Source organism: Rheinheimera sp. B2H12, from assembly GCF_059620065.1.
The window spans coordinates 1,680,749-1,697,243 of sequence record NZ_CM184363.1 but is presented as its reverse complement, the minus strand read 5'-3'; the positions used below and the strand labels follow the sequence as shown (position 1 = coordinate 1,697,243).

The following is a 16,495-nucleotide window of genomic DNA, read 5'->3' as shown; positions in this document are numbered from 1 at the left end:
GTTTGTTCCCGACCACAAGGCTGTACCGTCCGTCCCTGTCCATGCAGCCTTGTTTGTTCCCGACCACAAGGCTGTACCGTCCGTCCCTGGACATAAAAAAACCGGCAACAGCCGGTTTTTTCTATCGCCAAACTGCTTATTGGCCTTTTAATTCACGCCGCAAAATTTTACCGACATTAGTTTTCGGTAACTCGGTGCGGAATTCTACCAGTTTCGGTACTTTATAGCCCGTTAAACGCTCTTTACAATGCGCTATCAATTCCTGATCGGTTAAAGACTGGTCTTTTTTCACCACGAAAATTTTCACCGCTTCACCGGTGGCTTCATTCGGGATACCAACAGCGGCCACTTCCAGCACTTTGTCGTTCATGGCAACCACTTCTTCAATTTCGTTCGGGTAGACGTTAAAGCCTGACACCAGGATCATGTCTTTTTTCCGATCAACGATATAAAAGAAGCCCTGTTCATCCATCCGGGCAATGTCACCTGTGTATAACCAGCCGTCTTTGAGAACTTTATCTGTTTCTTCCAGCCGATTCAGATAACCCAGCATCACTTGTGGTCCCTGCACCAGCATCTCGCCGGCTTCACCTGGCGCCACTTCAATGCCGTTATCATCAACCAGTTTGATCAAGGTCGAAGGCGCTGGTAAACCAATGCTGCCATTAAAACCATCTAAATCAAACGGACTGACAGTAACCAAAGGTGCACACTCGGTCAGCCCATAACCCTCGACCAACCGGCTATGCGTGACTTTCTGCCAGCGTTCAGCAACTGGCTTTTGCACAGCCATGCCACCACCAAGTGATAATTTCAGTTTGCTAAAATCTAAATCGGCAAAATTCGGACAATTTAACAAGCCGTTAAACAAGGTGTTGACGCCGGTAATGGCAGTAAATGGATATTTGCTCAGCTCTTTGACAAAGTTGGGCATATCACGTGGATTGGTAATCAACAGGTTGGTACCGCCATATTTCATAAAGGTCAGGCAATTCGCCGTCAAGGCAAAAATATGGTACAGCGGTAATGCAGTGACAATAAACTCTTTGCCAGGAGCTAAAATAGGTCCAATACAGCCGGCGACCTGTTCCAGATTCGCCACCATATTACGATGCGTCAGCATCGCGCCTTTCGACACCCCGGTGGTGCCACCGGTATATTGTAAAAAGGCCAAATCGCTCCCTTTAACTTCTGGTTTGCGATAGCTCAGATGGGCACCTTGTGCCAGCGCATCCTGGTATTTGATTGCTTGTGGCAATTGATAGGCCGGGATCATCTTTTTCACGTGTTTGACGACAAAATTGACAATACTGCCTTTGAGCAGGCCCAACATATCGCCCATTTTGGTCAGGATCACATGCTCAAGCTGCAGTTGCGGTAACACTTCGGCCAGGGTGTGCGCAAAATTTTCTACAATCAAAATAGCTTTGGCTTTGGAATCAGTAAGCTGATGCTGCAATTCACGCGGGGTATACAGTGGATTAACGTTGACCACAGTACAACCAGCTCTGAGTACGCCTAACAATGCCACTGGGTACTGCAGTAAATTGGGCATCATAATAGCAACGGCATCACCCTGTTTTAGGCCCAAACCTTGTTGCAGGTAAGCTGCAAATTGCGTGCTGAGAACATCCAACTCGCGATAAGTGATGGATTTACCCATATTGATATAAGCAATACGGTCGTTGTATGCAGCAATTGATTGTTCGAAGATGTCTAACAATGAACTATAGTGATCGGCATCAATTTCTGCCGGCACTCCGGTCGGGTAACGCTTTAACCAGACTTTATCCACCTTCCTCTCCTCGTCGTAAGTTCTAATTATTTTTATAGGGGTATTCGCTGCTTTATGCAATGAAATCACATAAATTCCCGCAGAACAGCGCACTCTGAGTTTTTACTCTAATTCTCCATCATCCCACAATTATTTCGTTTGCACAATTGTTGCGATAAGAGGCCGAAAAAGCGTTTTATCGCGGCTAAATTGCGGGAATGAAGCAATAAAGACATCTAAATGTCCAAAACTTAATATTCTTTCAGGCTGCCATCTGCAGCTGAGTTGTCTGTGTTGCGACACTCATGCACCCGTAAAAAAGCTTGTATCCTGGCCGCTACTGCTGCCGGCTGAGTTAACTGTAAATGATGACCACCTAGCATTTCAATTAACTCTAGCTGCTGATAAGCGGTTTCGAAAGTCAGTCTGGCTTGCTTGATCATCTCCAAGCCATCAGTTGCTAAGAGTGCCAGCACTGGTGCCTGCACATCACTGATAATTTGTTTGGCTTGCGCTAGATCCCAGCGATAAGCCGAAGTCAGCCTTAATCTTAAATCAACAGTCCAATACCAGCTTTGCTCGCGCTGCACAGTACCACGCTCGGCCAACAGCAGCGCTGATGCAAAATCAAAGTCACTTTGGTGTTGCCGCGCCCGGGCAGCCGCTGGCAAATCCGGATAACCAAGCCGGCGATTGGGCGGTAATTTTTGTCGGGACAACAACGCTTGCCTTAACTGACGTGTGGTGTTATCTGCTTGGGCCGTCACTAAGCCAAAACTATCAAGTAAAATCAGACTGCGGATATATTCCGGGAAAGTAGCCGCCAGCATGGTGCCGATCATGCCTCCCATCGAATGACCGATCAGGTGAATAGGCAACTTGGTATGGACAGTGGCTGTGGGTTGCTGCAAGAGCTGGAACAGCTCGCACAGTTCATCCAGCCAGTCAGCAAAATGGTAATGGGCGCCCGCGCTACGATGACCGGATTGACCATGACCAGGTAAATCAATGGCCAGCAGTTGCACATCGGTCAGATAAGGTGCTAAGGCAGCAAAACTATTGGCATTATCTTGCCAGCCATGCAGACAAAGACATAAAGGTGCATTGACAGGTCCACTGCGCCAGCCTGCCAGTTGCAGGTGACGCAGTTGAAAATAGACAGGTTCGAACCGCTGCAGCGCTGTCAAATCAGGGCGTCGCCGGTTTGATAAATTTAAGGGTCATCCGGTCGCTTTCGCCAATCGCCAGATATTTTTCTTTATCCTGACTGCCCATTGCCAGCGTCGGCGGCAAGGTATAAACCCCTTTGGGATAATCTTTGCTGTCCTTTGGATTGGCATTAATTTCAGAACGCTCAACCAACACAAAACCCGCTTGTTGCGCCACCGAAATTACATAATATTCATCCAGATAACCTTCACCGGCTTTGCTGGAAATTTCGGATAAACGACTAGACCTGTGTTCGACCAGCCCCAGAGTACCACCAGGTTTGAGCACATCAAACATGGCGCGATAGACATCTAACAAATAACCAGCTTCATTCCAGATATGTGAGTTGCGAAAACTCAGCACCATATCATATTGATTAACTTGGCCCGCCTGCATCAGCGCCGGTGGGTCAAACTGCATCATCTGCACTTTGCCAAAATGGTCCGGGTATTTTTCAATATCCTGCTGTAATTTCTTCGCCAGCCTGGCCCAGAAAATTTTCTTCTCATCTTCCAGCGTACCGTCATTCATACGGAAGTTAGCAATACTCAATTGGCCTTGTTCTTTCAGATAAGGCGCCAGAATTTCGGTATACCAACCACGCGCTGGCCAGACTTCCAACACTGCATGCTGCGGCTGCAGGCCAAAAAACTGCAGGGTTTGCAGTGGATGGCGAAAAGCATCACGGGCTTTGTTTTCAGCACTGCGATAAGGCGATGCTAACACCTCAGCCAGATCAGGACCAACCGCCATAGCAGTACCTGAACTGGCTAGCATCAGCACTGTGAAAATTTTAGCGCTGCTGCGAACCTTGCGAAGAATTGTCAACATTTACCGGGCCTTGTGTTGGAGTTACACCTGTTGGAGTTGTTGTTCTGATCCGATATTGCGGGCCATAGCCCCAATATGGATAAGGTGAGCGCCACAGCGGCCAGGGTTCAATAACGTCCACTCTGGTTTCTTGCTGTTTTGGCCATAAATAAAGGGTTGATTGTTGAATAACTGGATAAACATACTGATATTCATCCACTTTGCCGGCTTCAGGCTGTGAAAGTTGCCCCAGCACTGTGACGGATTTACCCGCCTGATACACCATCGGATCTAAGAATCCTTTGACATAAGCGACAAAACGACCAGCAGTTTCATCCCCTACTTTGGGCCGGCCATTATTGTTACTGTCAAAATACACCACTTCAAGCCGGGTATCGGCTGGGTTATTCTGGATTTTAGCAATCACACCGCTCCAACGAGCAGTCCCTTGTTGCACTCCACCTTGTGTTGCCGCCTGATAACTAATGAGCACCGTATTATTCGGCACCGCGACCTGTTTCGGATAGGTGGCACAACCTGTCATGAATAAGGCACTCAGAACCACCATGCAGCCCAGTTTAAATTTCATACCTTCTGCTTCCTGTTAAAAACTGCCCGCACTTTAACTTGCCAGCTTGGCTTTGGAGTCGGCGCGTTATGATAAAGTTCCAAGCTGGGACAACAAAATTTGCCAACTGGAATTTACAATAAGCCACTGCACGTAAAGCTGCAAGGGTGTAGCTAAGCAATTGAGAAAAAACATCAAACTGTCACCTAACCGCCATAAGCTGCAGCGCTTTACGGACAAAACTGTCGCAATTAAGCACCGGATGAACGTCATCAGCTGTACTTTTTGCCGCAAGTCCTTACAATTTGCCAGTGATGAAGCTAAATCTGACATAATCCTGATATCAACCCCGCAGCAAGTGAAGCTAACTTATGAAAAAATATCTATTTTCTGCCCTTTTTGCAGCAATGCTGCCGCCAGTCGTACAAGCCGCACCGAAAAATATCATTTATATGATCGGTGATGGTATGGGACCGGCATATCTGGCGGCCTATCGTTATTATCAGGACAATCCAGCCACTAAAAAAGTGGAATCGACTATTTATGATCAGCTGTGGGTCGGTGTTGCCACCACTTACCCGGATGACGATACCATAGTGACAGATTCAGCTGCGGGCGCTACCGCACTTGCCACCAGGAACAAAAGTTATAACGGCGCTATTTCGGTCAATCATCAGCATCAGCCCTTGACCACTTTATTAGAAATTGCCAAAGCCAAAGGCAAAAAAACCGCCATTTTATCCACATCGCAAATTAACCACGCCACGCCTGCCAGTTTTATGGCCCATAACAAAAGCCGGAAAAACTACAACGAAATTGCCGACGATTATGTGGATAACAAAGTCAGCAATAAATTTGTCGCTGATCTGATGTTTGGTGGCGGTACCCAGTATTTTATCCGGCCAGATCGCAACCTGGTGCAGGAATTCAAACAAGCAGGTTTTAGTTATGCCGATAACTGGCAGGACTTCACCAAACTACAAAAATTACCGGCCATGGCTTTGCTGGCGCAGGTCGGTTTTCCAAGCGCACTGGATAATCCGCAACCGCGGCCACTGGCGACCATGACAGAAAAAGCGCTGCAGTTGCTGAGTCCGCAGCCGGAAGGTTTTGTCATGATGATTGAAGGCAGCCAGATTGACTGGTGTGGTCATGCCAACGACATCGCTTGCGCTATGGCAGAGATGGATGATTTTGCCAACGCTATTAAAGTGGCGAAAGCTTATGTGGACAGCCACCCGGACACTATTTTAGTCATTACGGCTGATCATGAAACCGGCGGTCTGTCGTTGGGTGCCGAGGGCGATTACGCCTGGAACCATAGCCTGTTAAAACAAGTAAAAAATACTGCAGTGGTGATAGCAAAAGCGCTGGCAACCGCTAAACCAACTGAGCTGGAGCAGGTTTGGCTGGCCAAAACTGCACTGAAATTAAATCAGGATGAACTCAAAGCCCTGCAAAGTGCAAGAGAACAAGTGGCATCGGCTTTTGCTGCCATTGCTGACAAACCGCTGTTGGATCAACTGGAACAAGAAGCAAAAGTATTGGATCCGCTGGCTGCAGTGATCAAACAACATATTAATCACCACAGCAGAACCGGCTGGACCAGTGGTGCTCATACTGCGATTGATGTGCCTGTCTTAGCTTGGGGCAAGCAACGTGCTGATTTTGCTGGCTTTCAGGATAATACCGATATCGCTGCTAAGCTCATCGGCTATGTTGAGCAGACAAAGTAACACCAAACGAGCTGATTGCTAACTGCTGTTAGCAATCAGCTCTTCACCATGACAGTTATTGTGCTGCTGACGGTATTAACTGCGCTGATAATGCTGAACTGCTCAAGCTGACTAATTGCAGCTGATGCCGGGATACAATGACAGAAGTAAATATATCAGCAAAATCGGCGCCAAGGATGATGTCACAACTGAAATTACCGGCAATCACATTTGGTTTCACACGATGTTTTAGTCCACCAATTTCAACATCAATGAAATTATGCTTTACATTTTCAACAGTCATTTCTTTTGTAATACTATGTGGTGTCAGCCACTGATCATGAAAAAAACGCTGCTGATACCTTTTTGTAAGATAAGAAAACTGACTGTCGGTATCCAAACAATATCGAATATCAGCGTTTTGCAAAGAAAAATTAATCATTCCATCGACATACATGTAATTGACAAAATTTTGTACCGTTGCTTGTTTGGGCTGTATTTTTGTCCGGATAAATTCAATCGAAGGATACTTCTTCAACATAGTCCGCAGTGACAATACATTGTCCTGCTGCGATTGGCTCAACCAGATAGTTCCATTATCTGTGTTTTCAGCACACATTTTCAACAGCGTATCACTGCCGTTTAACCGCTTGACCCATTTACTCTCGGTTGTTGCACAGTCAAAGTTATGGGCCGAAAATACATTCGAACTGGCAGCAGTATCATACACATAACCAGTACTATGCTCGCGATAACGATAATCCTTGCCCAGTTCAGTACTGATCGCCACAGGTGTAAAACTGATTGTTTCTCTCGCTTTGATAGACTGATCCGACGTTAAGTTCGCGTTCGCAGCAAATAACTGCTGACAACGGCTTTGATTGATTGATTGAACACAGAATTTCTTTATATCTGCGGCGTTATAATTTCTGGCATAGAGCTGCTCAATATCAAAGCCAAGCTCTTCCGATGTTATCTTTGCAGGCAACAACAGGTTTGATAATGGTTGATGATAACTGAGCAGACTGTTTTCGCATAACCCCAGCCGGTGTAACAATTGCTGATCTGTTACTTTCGCGCTGGCTAACTGCTCAATTTCGCTGGCAATATAAAAAGAATGGAAAGTTGGATCTACGGGTAGTTTTTTCAAAAATGCAACTGCGAAAGCTCCACCCATCACACTATTAAAACCGGATGACTCAATATTTTTATTCTTTTTTTAAGTGCAGAGATGTCTGCACAATAGCGTGGTAAATTTTTAGAGGATAATAACTTTTCAGTAAGATCAAATTTGGACTGCGTAAAGTCAGCAAGTCCACTAATTTTGATCACAATTCGGACAGTATCCAGCTGAAGTAAGCTAGTCGCATATTCATTGACCAGTAGCGAGCTAAATTTATTCTGGTGAATCTCTGGTATAGTAAGCGCATGGAAGTTTTCATGCGTAATCTTTTGCAGCATCCCTAAAATATTATTTTTGCTTTTTTTATCAAATGTGTCTGGCACATGAAAATAAAATGCCAGACATGGATTAACGCTAACATTATAGTCAAATGACTTTCCTTGTTTGACAAAATAAAAACAAAAATTTCGCTCTGACAACTGATAATACTCACTCAGTAGTGAAGTTGCAGTTATCTTCTTTAGCTTTTCAAAGGTTTCGACAAACAATGTTGTATAGGCTGCTGCTGTATTTTCTGCTATGTCACAATCGGCACCGATGACATAATTGGCAAATGATTTCTTCTGACACCAACGCAAAGCTTGCTGTTCTTTTCCTGCGTTCACACTGCGAATAGTTTTATTACCCGAACCATCAAAATTATATGAATAGGACGCCTCGGAATCAGCGGCAACACTATCACTGAACATACACAAAATAACAGCATAAAAAAAATATTTACATAACAGCGCATATAAACCTGCCGGATTTTTGTGCAAAAATAAGATATTGACGACAATACACAGCCAATGCCTTAGCTTGCATTTCACAGTTACATTTTACAGATCAGTCTGAGGGGGCAGCTCAGGAGTCTCAGCACCACTACCAGCGCTAAAATGGTGGGTGGAGCTGCCATATGTGCTTGCGCCATACTCCATCGATGCTGTCAGCGAGCGCTGGCCACCACCCAATTGCACTTGGGTATCGGCCATCACCATTTCAAATTCATCGGCATTACCATAAGACAACATCCAGTTCTTAACCGCTATCGGGTCGGTTAATTTAGCATCATTTGTTGCATCAATATGATATGCAAAATTCTTCCTGCCAATTTCGTTACCAAAGGATTTCAGTACGATCACAATATCGCCCGGTTTATTTTTTACAAAGGCGTTATTAACATTAAAGTTAATGGCGAACTGACTAAAATCAAGCTCTGCCATTTCATCGCCGACATACGCATACAACTCTTTTACTGCATTGCCTGCATCATCAAGTTTCAAAGTTGTGTCAATACTGACCTCAGCTTTTATTTTACACGTCTGGGATTCTTCACAAGACACACCAAATGTGCCGCTTATTTTAGTATTGCCTGTGCCTTGACACCCTGCCTGCGCAATGCATACCGACAATATTGAGCACACGGTCAATAAACGTTTAAATCGATCCATTATTATTGCTTCCTTAGTTTAATTTTCCAACGACAATGCGGTTCAAAAACCCAGCCGCATCCACCAAAATTGGAACATACAAACCACAAACCAAACTTATCAAAAAAAATCACAAAATATTACAAAACATACACCTTACGATAACAATTACTACCAGAGGCTAGGCAAGTTGCCAAGTTGTTGCTCATAGCTGTTCATTTACATCGTCTAGGGTTAAGGGGTACAGCAAATAAGGTATTGGCATCGCAATGTGTTTGATCACAAGCACAATGGCCCTGTTCAATCGTTGTGCCTTCAAATAGCTTACCTGCAGGTATTGCAGCTGAGGAGTTTACTGCTTACAGTGTCAAATATGTTGTTGCCCAGTTTTGCAAAGCGCCGCAGCCCAGCCATGCACGGAATTGCCAGGCAACAGCAACCTTTTTACGCACAGCCTTGGGTCAGGCAGGAAGTTTGCAAATAACAATAACTTGAGCAATAGTCAGATATTTTATCCGTAAGGATTTGATGGCCGGTTGCAGCAGGTATTCTGCTATACAACACCATTAAAAACTCTGGTTAGCAACGCAGGCTACTGAAGCATGTGGCAGAGAAGCAAAGTTGGGGAATGTATCAGACGAAAAATGCTATTTCGATTTTATCTAATCTAGCAATTTTCGTTTTTGATCTTAAACAGTAGTGTAGATGAAACTACTCTGGTGAAGGGTGCTAAAACCATAGAACACTGCAGTGAGCACACTGAATAATTTTAAGACTCCGCCAGCAATTTGCGCCTCAGCTCAGGTGCAGTGGTGGATTCTGATAACCAGATATCAAAAAAAGCCGGCCCCATCGCTGCATCTGTAGTGCTACCAAGCAATTCATTATTAAAGTAAAAACGGATAATGCCATCAGGTTGTAATAAGGCTGTCAGTTGATCGCCTTTTTTTACATCACGCCATAATAATTCCAGCTCTGCCGCCCAGCGCCGTTGCGCAGCGCTTTCTTTAGGCTGCAATATTTTCCACTGGTCGAGGGTTGCCTCGATAAACTCAGTTTTGCTGATATTGCGGGCATAGGTCAGCGTCAATTGCAACGGCGTACTTTGCTGATAATCGGCAAAACGACCATTGCTGCTGTAAAGTTCAGCATCGTATAAATGCCATATCCAGTAGTTATATTGACCACTTCCCACTTTTTGTAATTGCGGTAGCTCAGTGCTGTAGCCAGGCTGCAACCAGATGACCAGCAACAATGCCAACAGCGGTTTACACCAGTTTTGTTTCATCGGAATCACTCCATAAATAACGAAAATGCGAGATGGCCAGCATCAGGAGCGCCCATATTGGCGCCAAAACCACACATAGTTCGGTCAAATCATGATAACTCAGTTGCCCGCCCAAACTGGCACCAGCCCAATAGGCCATAGGCCCACTGACAGCACCTGCCAGCACCGCCAGATACCAGGGCTGAAACCAGCGGGAGAATACCTGCACCGCGACACAGCCAAAACAGCCCCAAAGCAGCATCATCCAGATCGGAACACCAGCAGAATTGGCAAAACTAAAAACCCCGAGTTGTACTAAAGCAAAGTCTAGTGCAATGCCAGCCAGCATCACCGCGATAACCGCCAGCCGGGCTGGCATTTTCAGCAAGCCTAAGGCTGCCAGCCACAATAACAACACCGGTAGTAACACCGCTTGTTGCCAGACAATCAATGCCAGCCAGCATAATTTAAAACCGAGTAACCAAAGCAGATTCATTGTTTTAATCCTGTCGCTACTTTTTGTCGTAAGCCATAAGGTAAACAATTCAGTAACTGTAAAGTCAGTGCCAATCTGGTAGGAAAACGATACCTGAGTTTACCGGCGGCAATAGCCCGACTGACTCTGGCTGCGGCCACATCAGCCGGTAATAAAAAGGGCATGGCAAAATCATTTTTTTGCGTCAGTGGGGTATCAACAAAACCAGGTTCGATCAAACTGACCTGAATACCACTGCCGGTTAAATCCAGCCGCAAACTGTCAGTAAAATAACTGATGGCCGCTTTACTGGCGCCATAAGCCTCAGATTTAGTAAATGGAAATAACCAGGCCAGACTACTGACGATCGCCAGTTGCGGCTGTTTCGATACGGACAGCAGCGGCAGCCAGTATTTCACGCAGGCCACCACTGCATGCACATTAATGGCAAAAGTGCGTTCAAAGGCTGGTAATGCTAAATCATGGACATCGACATATTCACAGCTACCGGCATTGAGCAGCAGTAAATCCAGACCTGGTAACAACTGACGGATCTGCTCACTGCTGGCCGCCACTGCTGTCGTGTCGGTCAGATCCAGTGCGAACGTGCGGATCAATGGCGACAAGGCGGCAAGTTCGGCTAACTTATCGACAGAACGGGCCACAGCCAACACTTGCCAACCCTCGGCGGCATATTGCAGCGCAAGAGCCCGGCCTAGACCAGAGCTGGCGCCGGTGATTAAACATGATTTTTGCATAGAAGTGACACACCCATCAGGCAGCGCATAGCTGCAGAGCAATTCTTGATGCAGTTGGATACGCGGTGAGTACCGGCATGGATTAGTATCGCAGGATAATTTTACGTTAAGATAGTTGGCCTGATGCGGGAATCGCAGGGGTGTCAGCACTCAGGCAAACAAATCAACACCAAAGGTTTGCTGAATTTGTTCGCGTTTGCTCAGCATTTCCAGTTGTTGATAAGCCGCCAGCGCTTTTTGCTGCTGCGGCTGTGGTTGATCATAAGCAGTGCGGGATTGCCGAGCCAGTTCATCGTCCAGTTGACTCAGCACAGCCGCAGAACTACGCACACCAGTGCCAGCAGCAACAGCCGGCACTGAGGCTGTGGCGCCAGCTTGCTGATTGCCAGCAGCCTTGGTCTGCGTTCTACTGCTGACCTCGCTGAGCCCCCGGCTACGGGCTAAATCCTGACTGACGGCAATGTTCATCGACAACTACTGTTTTGCTGAAACTTTCTGCATTATAGCGGCTGATTTTTGCTTGCCAAGCTTTCAGCAAAAGATTTCAAAAAATAGCGCCAGCCCTTGTATTGCAAGGCTTACAGCTGGGGTTGAAATAGCAAAAGCGGCAATTTTTTGCCGCTTTTGCGCTTATTCAGTCAAAGCAAATCGCAGCCATGCTTGTTCCCGACCGCAAGGCTGTACCGTCCGCCCCTGGACATAATTAGCGACCCGGCAATTTTTGCCAGGTCACTTCATCCCGGACATAAACAGGTTCAGCCAGCTCTGCGGCGACAAATTGACCGGCCGCCAGCGCCGGTATGGCTAAGGTCAGCATATCCTGGGCGGATGGATATAATATCTGCTCACTCAGTTGCGCGCTCTGCCATTGTTGCAACTGCGCTGCATATGTTTGCCAACCTGTGCCTACCGCCCAGCACTCAGCCATGCTGCTCTGCGCAAAGATGGGCGATGTCAGCAACTGTGGTTTAATCGCCATTTCCTCGCCCACCAGCTGCATCAGACCAGAATCAGCAGCGCGCTGATAGGCGGCCAGATAAACCTCCGCCATCCGCGCATCAATGGCGGCAACAACCTGGTTGGCACCATGTAACCGTTGCGCGGCCTGCGCCATCGCAGCCAGCGTCGACACGCCATACACAGCTAAATCAGCCCCAAAAGCCAGGCCTTGTGCCACCCCAACGCCAATCCTGACGCCGGTAAAACTGCCAGGCCCGCGGCCAAACACAATGCCATCAAGTTGCGACAACCCAAGGCCGGCAGCTGAAAGCAGTTGCTGGATCATCGGTAGAACTCTTTTACTATGTTGTTGCGGACAAACTTCATCCAGACTCAGACATTGTCCATCCTGCCATAACGCCACTGAACAGGCTTCGGTTGAGGTATCCAGCGCTAATAATTTCAATTCGACTCTCCACTACTGTGAATAAACTGCAAAAACTCAATCGCCTGGCCGACATCACGGCTACGGCGCATCGGTGGCAGCGATTTAATAAAAACTTCACCATAAGGTCGGGTCACCAACCGGCTATCACAGATCACCAGCACTCCACGATCAGTGACATCACGGATCAAGCGGCCAACCCCTTGTTTTAACGTAATCACTGCTTGCGGCAGTTGCACGGCAGCAAAGGGATCTTTACCGCGCATGCGAGCATCTTCACTGCGCGCCTGCAACAAAGGCTCATCCGGCGAGGCAAAAGGCAGTTTATCAATAATGACACAACTTAAGGTATCACCCCGCACATCTACCCCTTCCCAGAAACTGCCGGTGCCAAGCAACACTGTGTGTTTAAGCTCAACAAATTGTTCCAGTAAAATCCGTTTACTGGTACTGCCCTGTACCAAAATGGGCAGTTTAATCCGTTCCGGTAACTCCTTGGCCATCCACTGCAACATGCGGTGGCTGGTAAACAGAAAAAAACAGCGGCCGTCATTGGCGGTAATTAATTGTACCGCCAGTTCCAACAAGGCTTTATTCATCCGCGGATCGGTCGGCTCCGGCATATAACGGGGCACCAGCAACATCGCCTGCTGCGGATAATCAAACGGACTGTCCAGCAACATGGTGCGGGCATTTTGCAGCCCCATTTGTTCGGTAAAATGACTAAAACCTTCGTCGACCGACAAGGTCGCTGAAGTGAAAATCCAGCTGCGTTGCTGATTAAACACCAATTCATTAAATTTATCGGCAATACTGAGTGGTGTGTAATGCACGCTGATGGTCCTGGGCGTAGTTTCGTACCAGAAGCTGACACCTGTGCGCTCCACATCCAATAATTTATCCAGCCGGCTGCGGGCGGTCGCCACCCGTTCATAACAACTATCGACCAAATCAGCCCGGCCCAGACTACTTTTTAAGACCTGGTATAACATGGTCAGCGCATCACAAATGCGTTTCATCGCGCTTTGCATCTCGGGTCGCTGATAACAATCGCGCCAGTTGCCTTTTTGCGGATCACCAGGTAATAACAACCGCCAGTCTCTGACTAAAGCGGCCAGCTTATCGGCTATTTTCGCCAGTTGCGGATGATCCCTTAATTCAGTTTTGCAGGCCATCTCGACATCACGACACAGCTCCAGCAACAGCTTGGACGAGACAGATTCACCAAAATATTCACTGGCAATATCCGGGATCTGGTGGGCTTCATCAAAAATCACCACATCCATATTCGGTAACAATTCGCCAAAGCCGGTGTCTTTGAGCGCCATATCGGCAAAAAATAAATGATGATTCACCACCACCAGATCGGCTTGCATGGCTTTTTTGCGGGCTTTCAGTAAATAACAATCTTCAAAATCCGGGCAGTCCTTACCCAGACAATTGTCACTGGTACTGGTGACATAAGGCAGCGCCTTGGAATCTTCGGCAATATAGGTCAGCTCGCCGATATCGCCGCTATGGGTCTCGCTAGACCACTTTTTAATCAGCGACAGATCCTGGATCAGCTGCGGGTCCGGCACTGGCACATGCTGGTAATGCTGGGTCAAACGGAATAAACACAGATAATTGGCGCGGCCTTTTAACAATGCCGTTTGCAGCGGTAACGCCAGTGCCTGTAATACCTTCGGCAAATCACGGAAATACAGCTGTTCCTGCAGGTTTTTGGTCCCGGTCGATAAAATCACTTTTTTACCGGCCAGCAGCGCCGGCACTAAATAGGCATAAGTTTTGCCGGTGCCAGTGCCCGCTTCAACCACCAGCGCCGAGCCGGTACTGATACTTTCCGCCACGGCCAACGCCATTTGCTTTTGCGCGTCACGGGCTCTAAAACCGGGGATCTGTGTGGCCAAAGTGCCATTGTCAGCAAAAGCTGCTTTGACTTTATGCTGCATTTTGGTCACTTGGCAAGCTGCAGCTCACGGACTGACGGCGCAGCAAAGGGGAAAAACCGAGGATAAAATTCAATGCATTGCCTTGGGACAGAGTTGCGGGTGGTTATTATGCCGCTGTGACCGGCCTGCTGCAAATATCCGCTGCAGTTTCTGCCAGTCAGAACCCTATGTCGATACTGCCTGCCTTACAAATCATGGCTTCAGATATAAATATCCAGATGTCCTTCTGCATCGGTATGCTGATCTTGTTCAGGGGTCACCGCATGGCCAGTCGCCAGTAATTCAGTTTCAGCCGGGGCAGGCTTCGCATCTTTAAACTCTGGTTCTGCCTCAGGTTGACCTTGCTGCTGGCCACCCTGTCGCCAGTAAACCCGCTGTTGCTGTGACAACTGCTGCAACTGGCGCTGCCATTGCTGCCAGCCAACCCGAAATGGTTTATCCGGATCGGGTTCTGGCTGCATTCGCTGATACTTCAATACCGGCGAGATCAGTCGTTTTGCCGCGACAGTCGGCTGACTATTGACCCGCGTTAAATAAGGATACAACACGTCCATTTCACACCCCCGCTGCATGTGACTGACCCACAGATCTGTTGACCTGCTGCTGTAGTTATCGGCTACTGAGCGCTAATCTGTGGCCAAAACATCAAATAAAATATATACAACTTGCTCATTTATAAAGCAGCCTAAATTAATCTGCTGAATATATTGTTCGAACGAAAAAAAATTGAAAAATTCAAACAATAAAAACATATAAATAAAATCAACAACTTAAACATAATCCACCCACAATCTTCCGGCATTTTTTTTAATCAGCCTGCTTGTCAAGCGGCTAAAAAGCCGTTAGCTTGTATAGCAATTACAGGGTGGTCAAGCCGCTCAAATAGCAACGCCGTATTTATCGAGATTTTTATGATTCAGCGCAACAGTCTTCATCATCACCATCATCATCCGAAATAGCCATTCAGGTTAAGTCGCTGGGGGGCTATGAATACAGTAGCTCCGGTGCATAAAAATTTTTGCAACAACCCCGGAACTACGCCGGGGTTGTTGTTTTTTAGTTTTTGATCAGAGGGTTATACCATGTCCGTCACCATAGAAAGTAAAAGATTACGCATCGCCATTCAGAAGTCCGGCCGATTATCACAAGAATCACAAGGCTTACTGACCAGTTGCGGTCTGAAAATTAATTTACGTGAGCAGCGGCTGATTGCCCATGTCGAAAACATGCCAATCGATTTGCTGCGGGTGCGCGATGATGACATCCCTGGTCTGGTGATGGATGGTGTCTGCGATTTGGGCATCATCGGCGAAAATGTGCTGGAAGAAATGTCGCTGCAACGCCAGTTGGATAACGAAAGTTATGACTACACAGTACTGGCAAGACTGGACTTTGGCGGTTGCCGCTTATCTATTGCGGTGCCACAAGAAGAAGATTATCAGGGCGTGCGCGATTTAGAAGGCAAAACCATCGCCACCACTTATCCACGTTTGCTGAACCGTTATTTAAAGCAAAACGGCGTCAATGCCCGTATTGTCAATTTAAAAGGTTCGGTCGAAGTGGCGCCACGTGCTGGCCTGGCCGATGCAATCTGTGATTTGGTATCGACCGGCGCCACGCTGGAAGCTAATGGATTAAAAGAAGTTGAAGTGATTTACCGCTCCAAAGCGGTGCTCATTCAACGCCGTGATCTGGACGACAGCGCGCAATTAAAACTGATCAAGAAGCTGATGCCACGTATTCAAGGCGTGATGCAAGCCAATGAAAGTAAATACATTATGTTACATGCGCCGCGCGCCAGGCTGTCTGATGTGATTGCGTTATTGCCTGGCGCAGAAAACCCTACTCTGTTACCACTGGCTGGTAATGATGATTTAGTCGCACTGCATGTGGTCAGCAGTGAAACTTTATTCTGGGAAACGATGGAACAGCTCAAAGCGCTTGGTGCAAGTTCTATACTGGTATTACCGATCGAAAAAATGATGGAGTAA

Annotated in this window: 16 protein-coding genes; 2 read left to right on the top strand and 14 right to left on the bottom strand. The window is 47.0% G+C overall.

What is annotated here, in order from left to right:
* Window positions 1-136: 136 nt before the first annotated feature.
* The 4 genes from fadD to AC53GJ_RS07535 form a co-directional block, all read right to left on the bottom strand.
* Window positions 137-1,795, bottom strand: a complete 1,659-nt coding sequence (fadD, locus tag AC53GJ_RS07550; RefSeq protein ID WP_496731990.1) for a long-chain-fatty-acid--CoA ligase FadD — start codon at window positions 1,793-1,795, stop codon at window positions 137-139.
* A gap of 230 nt (window positions 1,796-2,025) precedes the next feature.
* Window positions 2,026-2,961, bottom strand: a complete 936-nt coding sequence (locus AC53GJ_RS07545; RefSeq protein WP_496731989.1) for an alpha/beta fold hydrolase — start codon at window positions 2,959-2,961, stop codon at window positions 2,026-2,028.
* A 1-nt stretch (window position 2,962) separates the two neighbouring features.
* Window positions 2,963-3,814 carry a class I SAM-dependent methyltransferase gene (locus AC53GJ_RS07540; RefSeq protein WP_496731988.1) on the bottom strand — a complete coding sequence of 284 codons (852 nt, stop codon included), beginning with the start codon at window positions 3,812-3,814 and terminating at the stop codon, window positions 2,963-2,965.
* Window positions 3,777-4,382: a Slp family lipoprotein gene (locus AC53GJ_RS07535; RefSeq protein WP_496731987.1), complete on the bottom strand. Its 606-nt coding sequence runs from the start codon at window positions 4,380-4,382 to the stop codon at window positions 3,777-3,779. The genes AC53GJ_RS07540 and AC53GJ_RS07535 overlap by 38 nt, the downstream gene beginning before the upstream one ends.
* Before the next feature lie 350 nt (window positions 4,383-4,732).
* Between AC53GJ_RS07535 and AC53GJ_RS07530 the strand changes: the two genes are divergently transcribed.
* Window positions 4,733-6,097 carry an alkaline phosphatase gene (locus tag AC53GJ_RS07530; RefSeq protein ID WP_496731986.1) on the top strand — a complete coding sequence of 455 codons (1,365 nt, stop codon included), beginning with the start codon at window positions 4,733-4,735 and terminating at the stop codon, window positions 6,095-6,097.
* 55 nt (window positions 6,098-6,152) lie between these two features.
* On the opposite strand, the gene AC53GJ_RS07525 is transcribed toward AC53GJ_RS07530, so the two are convergent.
* The 10 genes from AC53GJ_RS07525 to AC53GJ_RS07480 form a co-directional block, all read right to left on the bottom strand.
* Window positions 6,153-7,256, bottom strand: a complete 1,104-nt coding sequence (locus tag AC53GJ_RS07525; protein WP_496731985.1) for a pepsin/retropepsin-like aspartic protease family protein — start codon at window positions 7,254-7,256, stop codon at window positions 6,153-6,155.
* Window positions 7,253-7,948 (bottom strand): hypothetical protein, encoded by a 696-nt coding sequence (locus tag AC53GJ_RS07520; protein ID WP_496731984.1) that lies wholly within the window; start codon window positions 7,946-7,948, stop codon window positions 7,253-7,255. Before AC53GJ_RS07520 ends, AC53GJ_RS07525 begins: the two co-directional genes overlap by 4 nt.
* Before the next feature lie 129 nt (window positions 7,949-8,077).
* Window positions 8,078-8,689, bottom strand: a complete 612-nt coding sequence (locus AC53GJ_RS07515; RefSeq protein WP_496731983.1) for a hypothetical protein — start codon at window positions 8,687-8,689, stop codon at window positions 8,078-8,080.
* A 748-nt stretch (window positions 8,690-9,437) separates the two neighbouring features.
* The gene (locus AC53GJ_RS07510; protein WP_496731982.1) at window positions 9,438-9,956 is read right to left on the bottom strand and encodes a chalcone isomerase family protein; all 519 of its coding nucleotides are present in this window, start codon (window positions 9,954-9,956) and stop codon (window positions 9,438-9,440) included.
* Window positions 9,937-10,431 carry a DUF2878 domain-containing protein gene (locus AC53GJ_RS07505; RefSeq protein ID WP_496731981.1) on the bottom strand — a complete coding sequence of 165 codons (495 nt, stop codon included), beginning with the start codon at window positions 10,429-10,431 and terminating at the stop codon, window positions 9,937-9,939. The genes AC53GJ_RS07510 and AC53GJ_RS07505 overlap by 20 nt, the downstream gene beginning before the upstream one ends.
* Window positions 10,428-11,168, bottom strand: coding sequence for an SDR family NAD(P)-dependent oxidoreductase (locus AC53GJ_RS07500; RefSeq protein WP_496731980.1), 741 nt, complete (start codon window positions 11,166-11,168; stop codon window positions 10,428-10,430). Before AC53GJ_RS07500 ends, AC53GJ_RS07505 begins: the two co-directional genes overlap by 4 nt.
* Window positions 11,169-11,318: 150 nt before the next feature.
* Window positions 11,319-11,636, bottom strand: a complete 318-nt coding sequence (locus AC53GJ_RS07495; RefSeq protein WP_496731978.1) for a hypothetical protein — start codon at window positions 11,634-11,636, stop codon at window positions 11,319-11,321.
* Between the two features lie 235 nt (window positions 11,637-11,871).
* Window positions 11,872-12,573 carry a tRNA (adenosine(37)-N6)-threonylcarbamoyltransferase complex dimerization subunit type 1 TsaB gene (gene tsaB, locus AC53GJ_RS07490; RefSeq protein ID WP_496731977.1) on the bottom strand — a complete coding sequence of 234 codons (702 nt, stop codon included), beginning with the start codon at window positions 12,571-12,573 and terminating at the stop codon, window positions 11,872-11,874.
* Window positions 12,570-14,504: a DNA repair helicase YoaA gene (gene yoaA, locus AC53GJ_RS07485; RefSeq protein WP_496731975.1), complete on the bottom strand. Its 1,935-nt coding sequence runs from the start codon at window positions 14,502-14,504 to the stop codon at window positions 12,570-12,572. The genes tsaB and yoaA overlap by 4 nt, the downstream gene beginning before the upstream one ends.
* A gap of 200 nt (window positions 14,505-14,704) precedes the next feature.
* Complete coding sequence (locus tag AC53GJ_RS07480; protein ID WP_496731973.1) at window positions 14,705-15,058, bottom strand: hypothetical protein; 354 nt, start codon at window positions 15,056-15,058, stop codon at window positions 14,705-14,707.
* Window positions 15,059-15,586: 528 nt separating this feature from the next.
* Here AC53GJ_RS07480 and hisG point away from each other — a divergent pair.
* Window positions 15,587-16,495: an ATP phosphoribosyltransferase gene (hisG, locus tag AC53GJ_RS07475; RefSeq protein WP_496731971.1), complete on the top strand. Its 909-nt coding sequence runs from the start codon at window positions 15,587-15,589 to the stop codon at window positions 16,493-16,495.

Coding starts and splice junctions, on each gene's coding strand:
- hisG (WP_496731971.1), top strand. CDS start 15,587: ATGTCCGTCACCATAGAAAGTAAAAGATTACGCATCGCCATTCAGAAG.
- AC53GJ_RS07480 (WP_496731973.1), bottom strand. CDS start 15,058: ATGGACGTGTTGTATCCTTATTTAACGCGGGTCAATAGTCAGCCGACT.
- AC53GJ_RS07535 (WP_496731987.1), bottom strand. CDS start 4,382: ATGAAATTTAAACTGGGCTGCATGGTGGTTCTGAGTGCCTTATTCATG.
- AC53GJ_RS07495 (WP_496731978.1), bottom strand. CDS start 11,636: ATGAACATTGCCGTCAGTCAGGATTTAGCCCGTAGCCGGGGGCTCAGC.
- AC53GJ_RS07500 (WP_496731980.1), bottom strand. CDS start 11,168: ATGCAAAAATCATGTTTAATCACCGGCGCCAGCTCTGGTCTAGGCCGG.
- AC53GJ_RS07530 (WP_496731986.1), top strand. CDS start 4,733: ATGAAAAAATATCTATTTTCTGCCCTTTTTGCAGCAATGCTGCCGCCA.
- AC53GJ_RS07520 (WP_496731984.1), bottom strand. CDS start 7,948: ATGTTCAGTGATAGTGTTGCCGCTGATTCCGAGGCGTCCTATTCATAT.
- yoaA (WP_496731975.1), bottom strand. CDS start 14,504: ATGCAGCATAAAGTCAAAGCAGCTTTTGCTGACAATGGCACTTTGGCC.
- AC53GJ_RS07505 (WP_496731981.1), bottom strand. CDS start 10,431: ATGAATCTGCTTTGGTTACTCGGTTTTAAATTATGCTGGCTGGCATTG.
- AC53GJ_RS07540 (WP_496731988.1), bottom strand. CDS start 3,814: ATGTTGACAATTCTTCGCAAGGTTCGCAGCAGCGCTAAAATTTTCACA.
- AC53GJ_RS07515 (WP_496731983.1), bottom strand. CDS start 8,689: ATGGATCGATTTAAACGTTTATTGACCGTGTGCTCAATATTGTCGGTA.
- AC53GJ_RS07510 (WP_496731982.1), bottom strand. CDS start 9,956: ATGAAACAAAACTGGTGTAAACCGCTGTTGGCATTGTTGCTGGTCATC.